Source organism: Nitratireductor mangrovi (assembly GCF_007922615.2).
In the GTDB taxonomy this organism is placed as follows: Bacteria; Pseudomonadota; Alphaproteobacteria; order Rhizobiales; family Rhizobiaceae; genus Mangrovimarina; species Mangrovimarina mangrovi.
The window spans coordinates 851578-869601 of sequence record NZ_CP042301.2; the positions used below are offsets into that span (position 1 = coordinate 851578).

At 63.4% G+C, this 18024-nt stretch carries 15 protein-coding genes and 2 tRNA genes; 4 read left to right on the forward strand and 13 right to left on the reverse strand.

Features of this window, described 5'->3' with window-relative positions:
* Nucleotides 1-44: 44 nt before the first annotated feature.
* Nucleotides 45-1085 carry an ABC transporter substrate-binding protein gene (locus FQ775_RS04110; protein ID WP_206064825.1) on the reverse strand — a complete coding sequence of 347 codons (1041 nt, stop codon included), beginning with the start codon at nucleotides 1083-1085 and terminating at the stop codon, nucleotides 45-47.
* 329 nt (nucleotides 1086-1414) lie between these two features.
* A tRNA-Val gene (locus FQ775_RS04115) sits at nucleotides 1415-1490 on the reverse strand.
* A gap of 150 nt (nucleotides 1491-1640) precedes the next feature.
* Between FQ775_RS04115 and FQ775_RS04120 the strand changes: the two genes are divergently transcribed.
* Nucleotides 1641-1717 (forward strand) — tRNA-Asp (locus FQ775_RS04120).
* 220 nt (nucleotides 1718-1937) lie between these two features.
* The gene (locus FQ775_RS04125) at nucleotides 1938-3521 is read left to right on the forward strand and encodes a CYTH and CHAD domain-containing protein (RefSeq protein ID WP_146299505.1); all 1584 of its coding nucleotides are present in this window, start codon (nucleotides 1938-1940) and stop codon (nucleotides 3519-3521) included.
* 94 nt (nucleotides 3522-3615) lie between these two features.
* On the opposite strand, the gene FQ775_RS04130 is transcribed toward FQ775_RS04125, so the two are convergent.
* A complete protein-coding gene (locus tag FQ775_RS04130; protein WP_146299504.1) occupies nucleotides 3616-7041 on the reverse strand; it encodes an indolepyruvate ferredoxin oxidoreductase family protein in 3426 nt (1141 codons plus the stop codon).
* A 144-nt stretch (nucleotides 7042-7185) separates the two neighbouring features.
* On the opposite strand from FQ775_RS04130, the gene FQ775_RS04135 reads away from it, so the two are divergent.
* Together FQ775_RS04135 and FQ775_RS04140 are read left to right on the forward strand one after the other, a co-directional pair.
* Nucleotides 7186-7647 carry an Lrp/AsnC family transcriptional regulator gene (locus FQ775_RS04135; RefSeq protein ID WP_246730263.1) on the forward strand — a complete coding sequence of 154 codons (462 nt, stop codon included), beginning with the start codon at nucleotides 7186-7188 and terminating at the stop codon, nucleotides 7645-7647.
* Between the two features lie 227 nt (nucleotides 7648-7874).
* Nucleotides 7875-9083: an ABC transporter substrate-binding protein gene (locus tag FQ775_RS04140; protein ID WP_206064826.1), complete on the forward strand. Its 1209-nt coding sequence runs from the start codon at nucleotides 7875-7877 to the stop codon at nucleotides 9081-9083.
* A gap of 67 nt (nucleotides 9084-9150) precedes the next feature.
* Here the strand turns inward: FQ775_RS04140 and FQ775_RS04145 are convergent, their stop codons facing one another.
* From FQ775_RS04145 to FQ775_RS04190, 10 genes are all read right to left on the reverse strand, one after another.
* Nucleotides 9151-10419, reverse strand: coding sequence for a branched-chain amino acid ABC transporter permease (locus FQ775_RS04145; RefSeq protein ID WP_146299503.1), 1269 nt, complete (start codon nucleotides 10417-10419; stop codon nucleotides 9151-9153).
* Complete coding sequence (locus FQ775_RS04150) at nucleotides 10416-11441, reverse strand: branched-chain amino acid ABC transporter permease (protein WP_206064827.1); 1026 nt, start codon at nucleotides 11439-11441, stop codon at nucleotides 10416-10418. Before FQ775_RS04150 ends, FQ775_RS04145 begins: the two co-directional genes overlap by 4 nt.
* 1 nt (nucleotide 11442) lies before the next feature.
* Nucleotides 11443-12153 (reverse strand): ABC transporter ATP-binding protein, encoded by a 711-nt coding sequence (locus FQ775_RS04155; RefSeq protein WP_146299502.1) that lies wholly within the window; start codon nucleotides 12151-12153, stop codon nucleotides 11443-11445.
* On the reverse strand, nucleotides 12150-12935 hold the full coding sequence (locus FQ775_RS04160) for an ABC transporter ATP-binding protein (RefSeq protein ID WP_146299501.1): 786 nt from the start codon (nucleotides 12933-12935) through the stop codon (nucleotides 12150-12152). Before FQ775_RS04160 ends, FQ775_RS04155 begins: the two co-directional genes overlap by 4 nt.
* A gap of 183 nt (nucleotides 12936-13118) precedes the next feature.
* Nucleotides 13119-13994: a DMT family transporter gene (locus FQ775_RS04165; protein ID WP_146299500.1), complete on the reverse strand. Its 876-nt coding sequence runs from the start codon at nucleotides 13992-13994 to the stop codon at nucleotides 13119-13121.
* An 86-nt stretch (nucleotides 13995-14080) separates the two neighbouring features.
* Nucleotides 14081-14491: a RidA family protein gene (locus FQ775_RS04170; protein WP_146299499.1), complete on the reverse strand. Its 411-nt coding sequence runs from the start codon at nucleotides 14489-14491 to the stop codon at nucleotides 14081-14083.
* A gap of 21 nt (nucleotides 14492-14512) precedes the next feature.
* The gene (locus FQ775_RS04175; protein WP_146299498.1) at nucleotides 14513-15199 is read right to left on the reverse strand and encodes an ABC transporter ATP-binding protein; all 687 of its coding nucleotides are present in this window, start codon (nucleotides 15197-15199) and stop codon (nucleotides 14513-14515) included.
* Complete coding sequence (locus FQ775_RS04180; protein ID WP_146299497.1) at nucleotides 15196-15945, reverse strand: ABC transporter ATP-binding protein; 750 nt, start codon at nucleotides 15943-15945, stop codon at nucleotides 15196-15198. Before FQ775_RS04180 ends, FQ775_RS04175 begins: the two co-directional genes overlap by 4 nt.
* On the reverse strand, nucleotides 15938-16915 hold the full coding sequence (locus FQ775_RS04185; RefSeq protein WP_167812759.1) for a branched-chain amino acid ABC transporter permease: 978 nt from the start codon (nucleotides 16913-16915) through the stop codon (nucleotides 15938-15940). The genes FQ775_RS04180 and FQ775_RS04185 overlap by 8 nt, the downstream gene beginning before the upstream one ends.
* A gap of 5 nt (nucleotides 16916-16920) precedes the next feature.
* Entirely contained in the window at nucleotides 16921-17841 is a 921-nt protein-coding gene (locus tag FQ775_RS04190; RefSeq protein WP_146299496.1) for a branched-chain amino acid ABC transporter permease, read from the reverse strand.
* Nucleotides 17842-18024 lie beyond the last annotated feature (183 nt).

Sequence of the window (18024 nt, forward strand, 5' to 3'; positions counted from 1 at the left end):
CGGCCCGCCACATTCATCAACCCGCTGACGTCAGCGGGATACGGTTACATGCCGAAGACCTCGTTCCAGCGATCGATCCAGCCGGCCTTGGCGGCGTTCATCTTCGCGTAGTCGACACGCTTGAGATTGTCGATCATCTCGGCGCCATAGGTCCACTGCTTGGCCTGGTCGGGCGTCAGCTCGACCGACTTCACCACCGGCGCGTCGACGCCGTTCGCGGCAAGCGTCTTCTGGCGTTCCGGGTCGAGGATGAAGTTGATGAACTCGTGCGCAAGCTCGACATTTTCAGACCCCTTGGGGATGTTGACCGTGTTCAGCGTGGCGATGGCGCCGTCCTTGAGGTCGGCCCAGACCACTGTCGGCACCGCGGCCTGGAGCTGCGCGAGCGCGAAGTCCTGAGCCAGTGACACCGTGATCTCGCCGGTCGAGAACAGGTTGATCATTTCCGAACCGGTCTTGTAGTTCTTGACCACGTTTGGCTTTAGAGCCTCGATTTCGGCGAAGGCCGGATCGTCGTTTTCGAATGCATTGGTGCCGGCCTTGTCGCCGGCGATCATGACGACCATCGGCCCTGCCGTCGTGGTGATGCCCGGAAGCGAGATCTGCCCCTTCAGATCATCGCGCCACAGATCGCTCCAACTGGTGATCGGCGGTTCGACCTTGGCGGCGTCATAGACGATACCGACTCGGCCGATCGAATAGGCGGGACCATATTCGCCCTGCGGGGCCTGCGCCATTTCGTAAAGGCCGCTGATATTGGGAACCTTGGAGCGGTCGACCGGCTGGAACAGGCCTTCCTCTATGCCGATCTGCGAGTAGGAATCGGTGAAATAGGCGACGTCGACCCCGGCGCCACCGCGAATCTTGATCTTGTTGAGGCGGTCGGCGTTGTTGCCGGTTTCGAAGACCAACTCACAGCCGCATTGCTCCTGGAACGGTTGCACGATGAATTCGTTCAGCTTATCGCCATTGAAGCCCCACCAGGAGATAGTGAGCGTCTTAGATTGCGCCATGACGGGTGAGGCCGCCAGCATCGCCGCCACGCAGGCAGCTCCGGCAAGCGTGCGAGAAATCTCGATGTTCATGATTTTTGCCCTCTGCTAGGTGCGGTGCCGGTCCAGGAGGAACGGCCACTCGAAAAAGACTATTTTTCGGCCACCGCGCCCGCAAGGCCAAAGATTGTGCAACGCGGCTTTTCCGATCGGAAAACCGTTGGACCACGTTGACGATGGCGCTCGATTGCTCGCACTGGTTGAAGTGCGATGGGTTGGCAGATCGAACTCCGCGGCGGCTACAAGGGCTGCGGCGCCGTCAACGCCTCCGTTCCGCATCGCGGCGCAGAAACCCGCGCGCAGGCCAAAGGGCATGCAGGAAGCCTTCGCCAGAAGCTTTAGGCAATATCAAGAGCTTGGAATGGTGGGCGATGACAGGCTCGAACTGCCGACATCTTCGGTGTAAACGAAGCGCTCTACCAACTGAGCTAATCGCCCGACCCGCCGGGATTTAGGCGGTTCGGCGCCGATGTGCAAGACTATGCGGACAAGCAACGACATTCGTTCCCGCCGCGCTTGACACTCCCCCGTGAAGCGCTTAATTGACCCGCCACGACGGCGGTGCCGCAGGTGCCGCCCGTTAGCAGCGCGGGTGTAGCTCAGTCGGTTAGAGTGCCGGCCTGTCACGCCGGAGGTCGCGGGTTCGAGCCCCGTCACTCGCGCCAGTCTTTTCAAGCACTTAGCCATAGCGCGCCGCTTCAGAACTCTGAATCCCCGACCGGCAATTCAGAGTTTCCGCCCGGCCTGTCCGCTCCGCCGCGCGGCGCGAGCTTTGCCCGCATTTTCCTTGACCCATGGGCGGTTTTTTACGACCTTGCCGGCAAAGCTGTCCGGGGGATCGCCGACCTTGCGCGGCTGCGGGCAGATGATGGCCGGGACGTTCCGATGACCTTGCATCTAGAACATACAGCCTCCGCAAAAGCCTCCGGCGGCAACGGCGCCAGCACCGAGACCGAACTGAAGCTGATCGTGCCGGCCGATCGTCTTGCCGCGCTATCTTCGTCAGACGTCATAGAGAGGCATGCCCGCAATCGCGGCACCGTGCGCCAGTTGAACGCGGTCTACTACGATACGCCCGACCGCGCCCTTTGGCGAGCGGGGTTCGTGCTCAGGGTGCGGAAGAAGGGAAGCCGCTACACCATGACGGTCAAGTCGACGGGGCCCGTCGACAATGACCTGCTCGGCCGCGGTGAATGGGAGGCATCCGTGCCTGGTATCGAACCGGCGATCGCCATGCTTGCCTCGCAACTCCCTCAGGACTTTCCGGACGTGGCGCAGGAAACCTTGCGGCCGATCTTTGCCACCGAGGTCAGGCGCCGCGCGCGCATGCTCGATCTGCCTGACGCCTCGATCGAGTTGGCTGTCGACGAGGGCCGGATCGTGGCCGACGATCGCACCGCCCCGATCAGCGAGCTCGAATTCGAGCTTGAGAGCGGCGAACCAACGGCACTCTACGACCTGGCGCTCGACCTGATCGAGCACGGCCCTGCCGACGTCAGCCTGCGCAGCAAGGCTGCGCGCGGCTTCGATCTCGCGCTCGACCGGCCGCCGGCCTATGTCAAGCCAGGCAAATCCGGCGTCGACCGCAAGGCCAGTCTTGACGATGCGTTGGCCTCGATTCTCGGCGCTTCCTTGCGGCACCTTCTGGAAAACAAGCCCGCTGCGATTGACGGCCGCGATCCCGAGGGGGTGCATCAGGTGCGGGTCGCGCTGCGGCGGTTGCGGGCGATCCTGAAGGTGATGGCCAAGGCGATTGGCGCGCCCGAGGCGGCGGTTTTCGGGCGCGACGCGCGCTGGCTGGCTTCACAGCATGGCGACGCGCGCAACTGGGATGTATTCCTCTGCGAGACGATTTATGCGGTCGAGCGCTCTTGCCCGGAGGGTGGCGATTTCAACGCATTGCGCGATGCGGCGTCGCGCCAGCGGGAGGGTGGCTACGCCAAGGCGCGCGCCGCGCTCGCCGACCCGCGGGCGCAACGCTTCCAGCTTATGCTGGCACGCTGGATCGAGCGCCGCAGTTGGGGCTTTGCGGCTCCAGAACAGGCACTGTCGACGCTGAAGGCGCCGGCAGGCGGCTTCGCCGCGACCGTGCTCGAAGCACAGCATCGCAAGGTCTTGAAGCGTGGCAAGCGTTTCAACAGGATGTCCACGGAACAGCGCCACGAACTGCGGCTGGCGGTGAAGAAGCTGCGCTATTTGACCGATTTCCTGTTGCCGATCTGCGCGACGGGCAAGAAGGCGGCGGCTTATGCCAAGTCCTTGTCAAGGTTGCAGGACGGTCTTGGTCGCTACAACGATATGGCGACGACGGCCAGCCTGCTGCAGGCGGTCGCGAATGATGAGGCGCCACGCGGCTTGCATGCCGCCTGCGGTGCCATTCGCGGCTGGCAGGCGCGTGATCTTGCAGAGCTTGAGACTGGTCTGCAAGCACTCTGGGACAAGTTTCGCGACCATAAGAAACCCTGGTAAGCGGGGCGTCGGATGTCCGCGGCAAGTGTCGAACCGGCCACGACACAAGTTCCAATGTCCCAACGCCTGCAATGACTTGCAGCGGCTTCCTGATTCAGCCAGGGAGCACCTTCTCCATCTCGTCTTTAGCTTTTTCCGCCGATCGCTCCTTGACCGGGCCGTAGCCTCGGATCTGCATTGGCAGGGCCAGGGCGTCGGCGAGCCGATCGATATTGTCCGCGCAAAGTTCCTCCAACGCCCGGTCGATCTTTTTTTGGTACCAGCCGATCAATGCGCGCTCCAGACGCCGGTCGGTGGAATAGCCGAACGGATCGATCGCCGTGCCGCGCAAGCTCTTCATGCGCGCCAGCACAGCGAGCGGCAGCCTGATCCATGGCCCGAACGCACGCTTGCGCGGGCGCCCACGCGCATCCTTGCCGGAGGGCAGGAAGGGTGGGGCGAAATGGTGCACGATGCGGAAATCGCCCTCAAACGCGTCCTTGAGGCTTGAAGAGAAGCCAGCCCGGGTGTGCAACCGCGCGACCTCGTATTCATCCTTGTAAGCCATCAGCTTGAACAGCGAGCGCGCCACCGCCCTGGTCACCTTGTCGGAACCATGCGAGGTCTCCGCGGCACGCACCTTGTCGATGATCATCCGATACCGCGCGGCGTAGAGCTCGTCCTGATAGTCAGTCAGGAACGCCTCGCGCTGCGTGATGATCTCGTCGAGCGTCTCCTGTGGCAGCGCCCTCGGCTCGATGATCCTGGCCAGCCGCTCGGGATGAGCCTGTGCCACGCGTCCGAGCAGGAAGGCGCGATGGTTTTGCTCGACGGCGACGCCGTTGAGCGCGATTGCCTGGCGCAAAGCTTCCAACGAGACCGGTACCAACCCTGCCTGCCAGGCGAAGCCGAGCATCATGACATTCGCGAATACGGAGTCACCGAAGAGCCGTTCCGCCGCTCGGTTGGCGTCGAGCGCCTGGACGTTGTCCGCGCCCGCGGCGGCGGCGATGGCAGCGAGACGATCGTCGATCCTGAGGCTTGCGTCGCGGTGACGCACGATGTCGCCGGTCGGCATCTGGGCAAGGTTCACCGCCGCCTTCATGCCCGGCCGGTAGGCCATCGAGGCCTTGGGCGAGGAGGAGACCACGATATCGCAGCCGATCAGCGCGTCGGCGGCGCCCTTGTCGATGCGAACCTGATGCAGGTGGTCCGGCGTCTTGGCGATACGGACGTAGGACAACACCGGGCCGAATTTCTGAGCAAAGCCGGTAAAGTCGAGCACCGAGGCGCCTTTGGCTTCCAGATGCGCGGCCATCGTGACCAGTTGCCCGACCGTGATCACGCCGGTACCGCCGACGCCGGTGATCAAGAGGTCGTACGGCTGGTCAAGCGCGGCAAGCTCGGGTTCGGAGAGGTCGGCCGCGATCTGCGCGAGGTCGACCTCCACGCCCGTCTTCTTGCGGCGTGTTGCGCCTTCGACCGTGACGAAACTCGGACAGAAGCCGTTGATGCAGGAAAAATCCTTGTTGCACGAGGACTGGTTGATGCGCCGCTTGGGGCCGAACTCGGTCTCGACCGGTTCCACCGACAGGCAGTTCGATTCCACCGAACAGTCGCCGCAACCCTCGCAGACCAACTCGTTGATGAAGGCGAATTTCTTCGGGTCCTCCGCCTGGCCGCGCTTGCGCCGCCTGCGCTTTTCGGTAGCGCAGGTCTGTTCGTAGATCAGTACGGTCACGCCTTCGATCCCGCGCAGTTCGCGCTGGACCGTGTCCATCTCGCGGCGGTCGTAGATCGTCGTTCCCGCAGGGAAGTCACTCGTGCGGAACTTTTGCGGCTGATCGGAGACGAGGGCAATGCGCTCGACGCCCTCCGCGCGTACCTGATGCGCGATCGACTGCACACTGACCGGGCCATCAACCGGCTGCCCGCCGGTCATGGCAACCGCATCGTTGAAAAGGATCTTGTAGGTGATGTTCGCCTTGGCGGCGACGGCCTGCCGGATCGCCATCGAACCGGAATGGTACCATGTTCCTTCGCCCAGGTTCTGGAAGACGTGGCCCTTGCCGGTGAAGCGCGACGAGGCGGCCCAGTTGACGCCTTCGCCGCCCATCTGGATCAGCGAGGTCGTCTCGCGGTCCATCCAACTGGCCATGAAATGGCAGCCGATGCCGGCGAGGGCCTTCGAGCCTTCGGGGACCTTGGTCGAGGTATTGTGCGGACAGCCCGAGCAGAAATAGGGCGTCCGCGTAGCGCCCTCGACCGCGATCGAGATGGCAGGCTCGCTGTCAATTTTGTCGGCGCGCTCTAGGAACTTCTCGTCAGGGAAGATGCGGTCGAGCCGTTTCGCGACGATCGGCACCAGTTGCCGCGGCGACAATTCGCCCGTCCACGGGATCAGCCGTTGACCTTTCTCGTCGTTCTTGCCGACCATGACGCGCGGCTTGTGGCCAGGCCAGTCGTAGAAATATTCCTTGAACTGGCTTTCGATGATGCCGCGTTTCTCCTCGACGACCAGCACCTCCTCCTTGTCGCGCACGAAGTCGAGTGCGTCGCGGCGCGCGAGCGGCCACACCATGCCGACCTTGTAGATGTCGATGCCGAGCCGCCGGCAATCCTTCGCGCCGATGCCGAGCAGGCGCAGCGCTTCCATCAGGTCGAGATGGCCTTTTCCCGTGGTGACGATGCCGAAACGCGCGTTCTTCACATCGTAGATGTGGCGGTCGATCGGATTGGCTTCGGCGAAGGCGAAGACGGCGTGCTTCTTGGCCTCCATGCGCTCTTCGATCTGGGGACCGGGGAGATCGGGCCAGCGATAGTGAAGCCCGCCCGGTGGCGGCGTGAAGTCGGGTTCCGTGAAAATACGATCGGGCTGGATCTCGATGGAGGAAGCGGATTCCACCGTCTCGGAGACAGCCTTGAAGCCGACCCACATGCCGGAAAAACGCGACAGCGCGTAGCCATAGGCGCCGAACTCGAGATATTCGGCCACGCTCGCCGGATTTAGGGTCGGCATGAACCAGGCCATGAAGGCGACGTCGGACTGGTGCGGCATCGAGGACGACACGCAACCATGGTCGTCACCCGCCACGACCAGCACGCCGCCATGTGGCGACGAGCCGTAGGCGTTGCCATGCTTGAGCGCGTCGCCGGCGCGGTCGACGCCCGGCCCCTTGCCGTACCACATCGCGTAAACGCCAGTGACCTCCCGGCCCGCATCGGTCTCGACTTGCTGCGAGCCGAGCACGGCCGTTGCCGCCAAATCCTCGTTCACAGCTGGAAGGAATTCGACGCCATTGTCGGCGATCAGCGACTTCGCGCGCCACAGTTCGAGGTCGACACCGCCCAATGGCGAGCCGCGATAGCCGGATACGAAGCCGGCGGTATTCAGCCCGGCGGCACGGTCGCGGCGGGCCTGGTCGAGCAGAATGCGGACGAGAGCCTGCGTCCCCGTCATGAACACGCGGCCCGATGTCGACGAATAGCGATCCTCGAGTCGATAGCGCGAATAGTCGCGAACAGGTTGGTGCGCGGTCACGAAAGCCTCCCGTTGCCGGATACTCAATCCTAACCGAAACCGGTCGGAATTTCTGTTCAGATTGACGGCGTCATGACATCGTGCTGAAAGAATGTACCATTCTTGAGCTCAATTGCGGTCGACCCTTTCACGGAGCTGGTGGCTTTGGCGAGACTGGAAGCACAGGATCGACGCCTGTTGCGCATCCTGCAAGGCAACGGGCGCATCTCGAACCAGGAACTGGCGGAGGCGGCGGGGATGTCCGCCTCGGCCTGCTGGCGTCGGGTGCGCGCGCTGGAGGAGGCCGGTGTGATACGGCGCTACGCGGCGCTGGTCGACACCCAGAAGGCCGGCATGGATTTCCATGCCATCGTTCACGTCTCGCTGACCCGGCACGATCACGGTCATGTCGACACTTTCATCGACGAGGTTACCGGGCGCCCGGAGGTGCTCGACTGTTTTGCGACCACCGGGGAGGCGGACTATCACCTGCGGGTCGTTTGTGACGATCTCGCCGCCTACAACGCCTTTCTGGAGGGCTTTTTGTTCCGCCTGCCGGGCATTGCCAATGTTCGTACCAATCTGGTGCTGAAGGACATCAAGCAGGAAACCGGTATCGGCCTCTGAGACCCAGCTTTTGGCTCCACAGCTGTTGGCCGCGCCGGCAATTGTAAGGGCTTTGTGACAGGCGGAGCGCCCGTTCACCCTGTTCTGGTCAGGTTTCGAAGCCCGCCTTTACAAAGTGCCGGGCCAATTCCAATAATGCGTCACGGCATCCGCCGCATGTCCGGCGCGCGGAGTTTGACGTCCGCCCAGCGGGCTCCAGAAATACGGACAAATGGGGAGATTCCTTCATGAAGATTGCGTTTCGCAAAGTAATCGCGGCCTCCGTGGCCGCCGTGGCGCTGAGCGTCGCCGGTGCACAGGCCGAAGACGTCAAGATCGGCTTTCTCGGCGGTTTCACCGGACCGATCGAGAGCTTGACGCCGCCGATTTTCGATGGCGCCAAGCTTGCGGTGGACCAGGTAAACGCGCAGGGCGGCATTGTCGGCGGCATGCTGTCGATCGTCCAGGGCGATACCACTTGTGTCGACACGACCGCGGCGTCTGGCGCGGCCGACCGAATGGTGAACTCGGAGAACGTGACCGCACTCGTTGGTCCGCTGTGCTCCGGCGCGACGATCGCAGCAGCCAATACCGCCGCAATTCCCGGTGGCGTGGTGGTGGTTTCGCCGGCCGCTACATCGCCGGCATTGACCACACTCGAGGACAACGATCTCGTCTTCCGCACAGCGCCATCGGATGCCTACCAGGGCGCAATGCTGGCGAAAACCTTGCGTGAGGAAGGCGTTGGCAGCATTGCGATCACCTACGTCAACAATGATTACGGCAAGGGTTTTGCCGATGCACTTGCCGCATCCTTCGAGGAGCAGGGCGGCTCCGTGGCCGCCAATGTGGCGCACGAGGACGGCAAGGCCGACTACCGCGCCGAACTCGGCCAGTTGGCCGGGGCGGGTGCCGAAATGCTGGTCGTGCTTGCCTATGCCGACGGTTCCGGCCAGACCGTCGTCCGTCAGGCGATCGAAGGCGGCGATTTCTCGAAGTTCGCCGGTGGCGACGGCATGATCAGTGGCACGCTGGTGGCCGCGGTCGGCGAGGATGCCATCCAGGGCATGATTGCGACCCGTCCCGGCAGCAGTGAGACGCCCGGCACGTCCGTTTTCAATACGCTTGCCGAGGAAGGCGGCGTCAATCCTTCGGGAACGTTCGTGCCGCAAGGCTATGACGCCGCGTTCCTGATCGCGCTCGCGATCGAGAAGAACGGCAATGGTGGCCGCGAGGGCCTGGCAAAGGCGCTGCGCGAGGTGGCTTCGGCACCGGGCGAGGTTGTCCTGCCCGGCGAGTGGGAAAAGGCCAAGAAGCTGATCGCCGACGGCACCGACATCAACTACGAGGGCGCCTCCGGCAGCCACGAGTTCGACGAAAATGGCGACGTGCCTGGCGTCATCATGAAGATGGTGGTCGAGGGCGCCAACTTCGCTGAGGTCGGCCAGGTCAAATAGACCGCTTTCAGAGCGACAAACGCGAGAATGCCCGGGTGACCGCCCGGGCATTTTTCGTCGCCAAAGCCTATTCGTACTTGACCGGTTGCTCCGGAATGAGGCCGCGCGGCGCGAAGCGCAGGACCAGCGTAATGGTGAGGCCGATGACAAAAACACGCATCTGCAAGGCGCGCGTTGCCATGTCTGACGGCGCCTGCCAATCGAAGAGCCGGTCGCCCCAGTAGCTCACCTGATCGAAGAGGAACAACGCCGCCGGCTCCGACATGGTCCAGATGACGTAGACGAAAAGCGCCCCGAACACGGTGCCAAGATTGTTGCCGGCACCGCCGAGGATAACCATCACCCAGATCAGGAACGTGTGGTTAAGCGGCAGGAAGCTCGACGGGTCGAAAATGCTGCCGAACGTGATCAGTGCGCCGCCACCGATGCCGATAATCACGTTGCCGATGACAAACATCTCGAGCCGGCGCCTGTTGATATCTTTGCCCATCGCCGCCGCCGAGAGTTCGTTGTCACGGATCGCGCGCATCATCCGGCCCCAGGGCGCGGCCCAGGCCCGCTGCAGGAGCACGAAGATGACGACGATCATGATCGCGGTGACGCTGAGGTAAGCCGACCGCGAAGCGACGAAGCCAAGGTCTGCGGGGGTTGGTACCGGCCATGGCAGAGGGGAGACGGTGAGGGTGCCGCGCGTTAGCCAGTCTGCATTCTTCAGATAGGCCTTGACGATCTCGGCAATGCCGAGGGTTGCGATTGCCATATAGTCGGCGCGCAGCCCCAGGGTCAGGCGTCCCATCGCCCAGCCGAGCAGGCCGGCGAGGGCGCCGCCGCCGAGCCAGCCGACCCACGCCGGAAGGCCAAAGCCACCGACAAAGCCGGCTTCGCCTTCGATGAACTTGGCGGCATCTCCGAGCGCACCCGAGACCGCGAGATAGGTGGCAGCGCCCGCAATAAGCGTCAGCAGCGTGCGATACTTCTTCGCGAGTCCCAGCCTGTGTGTCTGGCTTGCACCGTAGGTGACGAGCCCACCGACGATGAGATAGAGCGCCGTCACGCCGAGCATGGCCGGCCCCTCCGAAGACCAGAACGCGTCGTTGACGGGGAAGGAGAAGAGTACGGTCGTGTAGCCGGCCAGCGCGATAAAGCCCATGATGCCGACATTGAAGAGGCCTGCGTAACCCCACTGGATGGTCAGCCCGAGCGCGACGATGGCGAGGCAACTCGCCTCGACCAGCATGCGCGTGCCGAAGGCCGCTCCCTGGGAGGCGAAGACCACCGCGAGGAGGACGGCCAGGCCGCCGAACAGAACAAGTTCGCGTGTCGCGGGCCGGTTCATTTGATCAGCCTTCCACGGAAGATGCCCGTCGGGCGCCAGATCAGCACCGCGACCAGGATGAAGAACGGGATGACGATCTTGTATTCGGTCGGCACGAAAGTGAGTTGGTTGGGCAATTCGATCCATTCCGGCAGGACGGGCTTGAGCGGCCGCAACAGCACCGACCAGTTGAACACGGCAAGCGTCTCCGTGAATCCGACGACGAGGCCGCCGGCGATCGCGCCGTAGGGCTGGCCGATGCCGCCGACAATCGCGGCGGCGAAGATCGGCAGCAAGATGTTGAAGCTGAGATCGGGCTTCAGCGTCACGTCGAGTGCCAAAAGGGTGCCACCGGCCGCGGCCAGGGCTCCGCCTATGATCCAGGTGGCGCGTACCACGGTCTCGGTCGAGATGCCGGAGACGCGTGCGAGGTCGGCATTGTCGGCGACTGCCCGCATCGCCTTGCCGAGCCGCGAGCGGGTGAGGAAGAAATGCAGTGCGATGATGCAAACGGCCGTGAAGACGAAAAGCAGCACCTGTGGCTCCGTCACGACGATGAAGCTTTCGCCGACCGGGATGCGGTAGATGTCCTTGGCGCCCACATAGAGCGGCCGCGTGCCGGTGCCGAAGATCAGGCGGATAAGCCCCTGCATCATCAGCATCACCCCGACGGAGGCCATCACGATGGTCACCGGGCGTACATTCGCGCGTCGCAGCGGCCGGTAGAACCAGCGGTCGAGTACGATTGCCAGCAGCGCCGTGAGCGCCATCGCGATCGGCAGAAGCACGAAGGCGGTCGGCAGGCCGACCAGCGCGCCGGCGCCTGGAAGAAGCGCCGTCAGCATCAGCGCGATGAAGGCGCCCGAGGTCATCATGTCGCCATGGGCGAAATGCGCAAAGCGCAGAATGCCGAAGATCATCGTTACCCCGACCGCGCCGAGCGCGTAGATCGATCCGATGATCAAGCCGGCGACGATGCCCTTGTTGATGAAGAATACCAACTCGTGGATCGGCATGGCGGCAAGGAGACCTGTTTCGGGCATCTTACTCCTCTCCGCCAAGAAAGCTTTTCGCCACTTCAGGGTCGGCCAGCAACTCGGCTCCGGTGCCGGTAAACCGGTTTTGGCCATTGGCGAGCACAAAGCCCTTGTTTGCGAGACCGAGTGCCTGACGCGCGTTCTGCTCGACCATGAGGATGCCGGTTCCGGCGGCGTTGATGGCGGTAATGCGCTCGAAGATTTCGCCCATGTAGCGTGGCGACAGCCCAGCGGTCGGCTCGTCGAGCAGGAGCAGACGCGGCTCGGTCATCAGTGCGCGACCGATGGCGACCATCTGGCGCTGGCCGCCCGAGAGTTCACCCGCCGGCTGGCGCCGTTTTTCCTTCAGGGGCGGGAAGAATCCATAGACCTGGTCGATCAGGTGCCGATAGTTGTCGCGGCGCACATAGGCACCCATCTCCAGGTTTTCCTCGACCGTCATGGTCGGAAAGACGTTGAATTCCTGTGGCACGAAGGAAAGGCCCATTTCCACCAGCTTCTCAGGCGGCGTGTTGGTGATGTCCTCACCATCGAACGCGACCGTGCCTTCGGAAATCGAAAGCAGGCCGAACAAGGCCTTCAGAGTTGTCGACTTGCCGGCACCATTCGGGCCGACGATGACGCCGATCTCGTGCGCGTCGATGGCAAGGCTAACCCCGTTGAGGATGTTGGCGCCACCATAGCCGGCATGGATGCCGGTCATCTCAAGCAGGCTCACGGGCGCGCCTCCGCCTGCACGCCGCCACCGAAATAGGCCTCTACGACCTCCGGGTTCTGACGGATCTCGGCCATGGGCCCTTCAACCATGACGCTTCCCGCCGCCATCACGATCACCGGATCGCAAAGGCGCGCAATCAAGTCCATGTCGTGCTCGATGACGAAGAACGTCAGGCCGTCCTCACGATTGAGCCGCTGCACGGCCGCCGCCAGATCGTTGAGCAGTGTGCGGTTCACGCCGGCGGCGATCTCGTCCAGCAACACGACGCGTGCGTCGGCCATCATGACACGGCCGAGTTCGAGGAGCTTCTTCTGTCCGCCGGACAGGTTGCCCGCGCGTTCGTTCTTGACGTGGGAAAGCCGAAGAATGTCGAGAACGTCCTCGGCGCGGCTGCGCGTCTGTTTTTCCTCCGCGAGCACGGCGCCGCGGCGGAAACAGGCGTTGAAAAAACTCTCCCCCGACTGGCGCGCCGGCACCATCATCAGGTTTTCGAGCGCCGTCATGTGCGAAAAATCCTGCGCAATCTGGAACGTGCGCAGCAGACCGCGCGCGAAGAGCTCGTGCGCGGCGAGCCCCGTCACGTCCTCGCCGTCAAGCAGAATGCGACCGGAACTGGGTGGGAAGGTACCTGCCACCATGTTGAAGAGCGTCGTCTTGCCGGCCCCGTTGGGACCGATCAGTCCGGTGATCGAGCCTTCTTCCACTGTCAGCGAACAATGATCGACGGCAAGCACATTGCCGAAACGCTTCGTCACGTCCTGGACGTCGATGATGGTCGCCATAAAGCCTGCTAGCGCTAAAGCCCGTTTCCCACTCGCCGGGCGGGGCGGATCGATAACTGGCCGCTTCTCGCTGCCCCGGCTGGCCGCTCATATACAGCCCATGTGCCGTTTGACAAGGAAAACGGCCGCTCCGGCCGGCACAACGTTGCTTGTCCACCGTTTGTCCGGCGGAGATATTTTCGCTCAGGAAGGGCGCACCCTGGCAGTACCGGCCTGCTTCAGGTTGAGCGTGTTGCCGGCTAGGATCAGGGCAGCGCCGAAGACGGTATAGGCGTCCACGGCTTCCTGATAGACAAGCCAGCCGACGAAGGCGGCCAACGGCACGCGCAGGAAGTCCATCGGCACGACCATCGTCGCGTCCGCGTGTACCATGGCGCGTGCCATGCAGTAATGCGAGTAGGTGCCGCAGAATGCGATCACCATGATCCAGGGCAAGACCTGGGCGGATGGCCATTCCCAAACCAGCGCCGCCGGGATGAGACCGAGGATCGACTGGATCACCAGCATCCAGAAGATGATCGTCGGCACACTGTCGTGCCGGGTGAGCGCCTTCACCATGATCACCGACACGGCAAAGCCGATTGCTGCCGAAAGTGCCACCAACTGGCCCGGCTCGACCGCCCCTATACCTGGCCGCACGATGATGGCCACCCCGGCAAGGCCGAGGATGACCGACGCGGTTTTCCACATCGTCATGCGCTCGCCCAGAAAAGCCATGGCAAGGAGTGCAGTCCAGATCGGCATCGTGAATTCGATCGAGATCAGCTGCGCGATCGGGATGAGGGTCAGCCCATAAAACCAGGCGAACTGGGCGCCGTAGTGGACGACGTTGCGGCCTGCATGGCGCCCGAGCATTTGTGTGCGCACGGAAGCGAAGCCACCGGCCATGCGGATAACCGGGTAGAGCAGGAACAGACCGATGACGGAGCGCATCAGCATGATCTGGAAGACGTCGAGTTCGCGCGTCGCCTCGCGGCCCGCGACCATCATGGTCAGCATCAGCGCCAGCCAGCCTGCCATCCAGACGGCGGCTTTGGTGTTTGAGGGTTCGTGGTTCATCGATGCTGTTTGGCAAAGCCTTTCGCGGCCGACAAGCGCATGGCGTCGGCCGGGCTTTGGTCCAGAAGCGCGGCCGTGGGCTTCGGCTAGCGGACGGGCACGACCGCGGTGACCTCGATCTCGACCTTGGCGCGGTCCTCGATCAGGGCGGCGACCTGTACCATGGTCATGGCTGGAAAGTTTTTCCCCATCACGGCTCGGTAGGCCTCGCCAACCTCTGAAAGGCGGTCGAGATATTCCTTCTTGTCGGTGATGTACCAGGTCATGCGAGTCATGTGCTCGGGCCCGGCACCTGCCTCGGCCAAAACGTCGACCACGTTCATGAGCGCTTGACGCACCTGACCGACAAAATCGTCGGTCTCGAAAACCTGTTCTCCTGTCCAGCCAATCTGCCCGGCCACGTAGGCCGTGCGCCCTTCGCCGAGCACGCCGTTGGCGTACCCCTTGGCCGCCTTCCAATGGGCCGGGTGCAGCAATTGATTGGGGAAAGTGTCCACTGTCTTGCCCTTCCTTTGGTCCTAGACGCCGAGATAGCGGTTTCGAATGTCCTCGTTGAGGTCGCCGGGTAGGCCACTCCATACCGTCATGCCCTTTTCCAGCACCACGCAGCGATCGGCCACCGGCAGCAATTCGGACATCGTCTTGTCGACGACGAGGATCGACTGACCCTCCGCCTTAAGGGCGCGGATGGAGGCCCAGATGTCCTGGCGAATGACAGGAGCCAGGCCTTCCGTCGCCTCGTCGAGGATGAGCAGGCGCGGATTGGTCATCAGCGCTCGACCGATGGCGAGCATTTGCTGTTCGCCGCCCGAAAGCGAATTGGCGTATTGGCCGCGCCGCTCGCCAAGCCGCGGAAACAACGTCTCGATGCGTTCCCTCGTCCAGTGGCCGCCACGCGCGGCCGCTACGAGGTTTTCCTCGACGGTCAGGTTGGGGAAGCAGCGCCGGCCTTCCGGAACCAGCCCGATGCCGCGCCGTGCGATACGATGCGGTTTCAGGGAGGTGATGGCAACGCCGGCGAAGCGGATTGTCCCGGTGCGGGGCGGCGTCAGCCCGCAGATGGAACGGATTGTGGTCGTTTTGCCCATGCCGTTACGGCCCATGAGGGCCACGACCTGGCCTTCCTCGACGGCGAGATCGACACCGAACAGGGCCTGCGAGGCGCCGTAGAAGCTTTCGAGATCGGAGACTTCAAGCAGCATCAGTCCTGATCTCCGAGGTAGGCGCGCCGCACCTCAGGGTCACGCCGGATTTCTTCGACCGTTCCGGTGGCGATGACACGGCCGTAGACCAGCACCGAGATACGGTCGGCAAGCGCGAACACGGCGTCCATGTCATGCTCGACGAGCAGGATCGGCGCTTCTCTTCGAAGTCCGTCAAGGAACGTCGTCAACGTCTTGGAGCCTTCCGGTCCCATTCCTGCCATCGGCTCGTCGAGCAGGAAGGCCTTGGAGCCGAGCGCCAGTGCGATGGCGATCTCGAGTTGGCGGCGTTCGCCGTGGGAAAGCTCGGCCGCCGAAATCCGGGCACGATCGCCGAGGCCGACGCGCTCCAGAGCGGCCATCGCGGGTTCGGTCAGCGTCGCGTCCCGCATGACGGGCCTGAAGAAGCGGAAGCTCGATCCCTGCCTCGCTTGAACCGCCAGCATGACGTTGCGCAGAGCGGAAAACTCCGGCGCCAATGACGAAATCTGGAAGGTACGGCCGAGACCGAGCCGGGTTCGCTCGGAGACGCCGAGGGCGCCGATATCGCGCCCGAGGAAGTTGATCGTGCCGCTGCCCGGCTTCAGGGAGCCGGCGATCTGGTGGATGAGGGTGGTCTTGCCGGCTCCGTTAGGGCCGATCAGCGCATGAATCTCGCCCGGCATCAGGTCAAGGCTGACGTCGTCGGTGGCCTTGAGCGCGCCGAAGCTCTTGTTGAGGTTGCGGATTTCCAGGACAGGTTCAGCCATGACGTGCCTTTCCGGCGACGAGGCCGACAATGCCGCCGCGCGCGAAGAGGACGACCGCCAGCAGGATCAGCCCGAGGAAGAACTGCCAGCGTTCGGTGACCCCGCCGAGATAGAACTCGAACAGTACGTAGACGATGGCGCCGGCCACCGGCCCGAAGAGCCGGCCGGTGCCGCCGAGGATGATCAGGACTATGAGTTCGCCCGACAGGTGCCAGGACAGCATCGAGGGGCTGACGAAGCGGTTGAGGTCGGCGAACAGCGCGCCGGCCAGCCCGGTGATCATGCCTGAGATCGCGAAGGCGGCCAGCTTGACGCGGAAAGGCGCGATACCGACGGCAGAAAGCCGCTGTTCGTTTTGGCGCGCGGCTTGCAAAGCTGCACCGAAGCGCGAGTTGCGCAGCACTGAAAACAGCACGAGAACGGCGGCGAGGAGGGCGAGGCAGACATAGAAGAAGTGTAGTCCGTTCAGAGTGTTGACGCCCGGAAAGGCGTTGCGGACGTAGATCGACAGCCCGTCCTCGCCACCATAGGCCGGCCACGAGATCGCGAAGTAGTAGATCATCTGGGCGAAGGCCAGCGTGATCATGATGAAGTAGACGCCGGTGGTGCGCAGCGAGATCAGCCCGATTGCCAGCGCGGCAAGCCCCCCCAAGAGGACTGCGACGAGCCAGATGATGAGCATCTGGTTGGTGCCGGGCAGGCCGAACAGAAGCGGCGTATTGTTGAAGGCATGGGTTGCCGCGATTCCCGCAACGTAGCCGCCAATGCCGAAGAACGCCGCGTGACCGAATGAGACCAGCCCGCCGAGGCCGAGAAGAAAGTTGAGCCCCACGGCCGCGAGCGCGAGAATCACCATGCGCGTGGCAAGCGTCACGTAGAAGGGTTCGCCCATGGCCGAGGCGCCGTAGGGGACCGCGATCAGCAGGACGATGAGCAGGGCGTTGAACGCGGTTTCGCGTGAGATTGTCATCGCCGTCATCTCTGGGCCGAAAACAGGCCCTGAGGCCGGATGGCGAGAACAAGTGCCATGAAGACGTAGATCAGCATCGAGGCAAGCGCCGCGCCGATGCCGGCGGCCGAGGAGGCGTCCATGAACCCGGCCAGCGCCATAGGCAGCAGGAAGCGGCCCAGCGTGTCGATCAGGCCGACCAGCACGGCGCCGACCAGTGCGCCCTTGATCGAGCCGATACCGCCAATGACGATAACTACGAAGGCGAGGATCAGCACCGGCTCGCCCATGCCGACCTGTACCGACTGCAGAGCGCCGACCAGCGCACCCGCGAGGCCCGCAAGGGCGGCGCCGAGCGCAAACACCACCGTGTAGAGGGTGCGGATGTCGACGCCGAGAGCGGCGATCATTTCACGATCGGATTCACCGGCACGAATGCGCATGCCGAGCCGGGTGCGTGAGATCAGAAGGTAGAGCCCGATTGCAACCGCGATGCCGACGGCGATGATGGCGAGCCGATAGGCTGGGTAGGCAGAGCCGCCAGGCAGCGGCACCGCGCCGCGCAGCAAGGGCGGGATATCCAGATAGAGCGGGAAGGAGCCGAATATCCAACGGGTTCCTTCCGAAAAGATCAGGATCAGTGCGAACGTCGCCAACACCTGGTCAAGGTGGTCGCGGTCATAAAGACGCCGGATGACGCTGACCTCGATGATCGCACCAGCGGCAGCTGCCGCGACCAGGCTGGCCGCAAGCCCGAGCCAGAACGAGCCTGTCGCCGCCGCGACTGCGGCGCAGGCGAAGGCGCCCACCATGTAGAGCGAGCCGTGGGCCAGATTGATCAGCCCCATGACACCGAAGATCAGCGTCAGACCGGCCGCCATCAGGAACAGCATGACGCCGAACTGCAGGCCGTTGAGGATCTGTTCTATGAGGAGAGCGGTTTGCACGGTCGTTCTTGGCACACGAGTTGGAGATGCCTTCCCCATCGAGGTGGAAGGAGGGGGCCACAAGGTTGGCGGCGAAACACTACAGCCGGTAGTGCAGGCTCTTTTCGTGACGCGCGAAACGACGAGCCGTTACGCATCCGCTGGAAGCTTCTCCCCGCCGGGCGGGGAGAAGCCTTTCCGAAC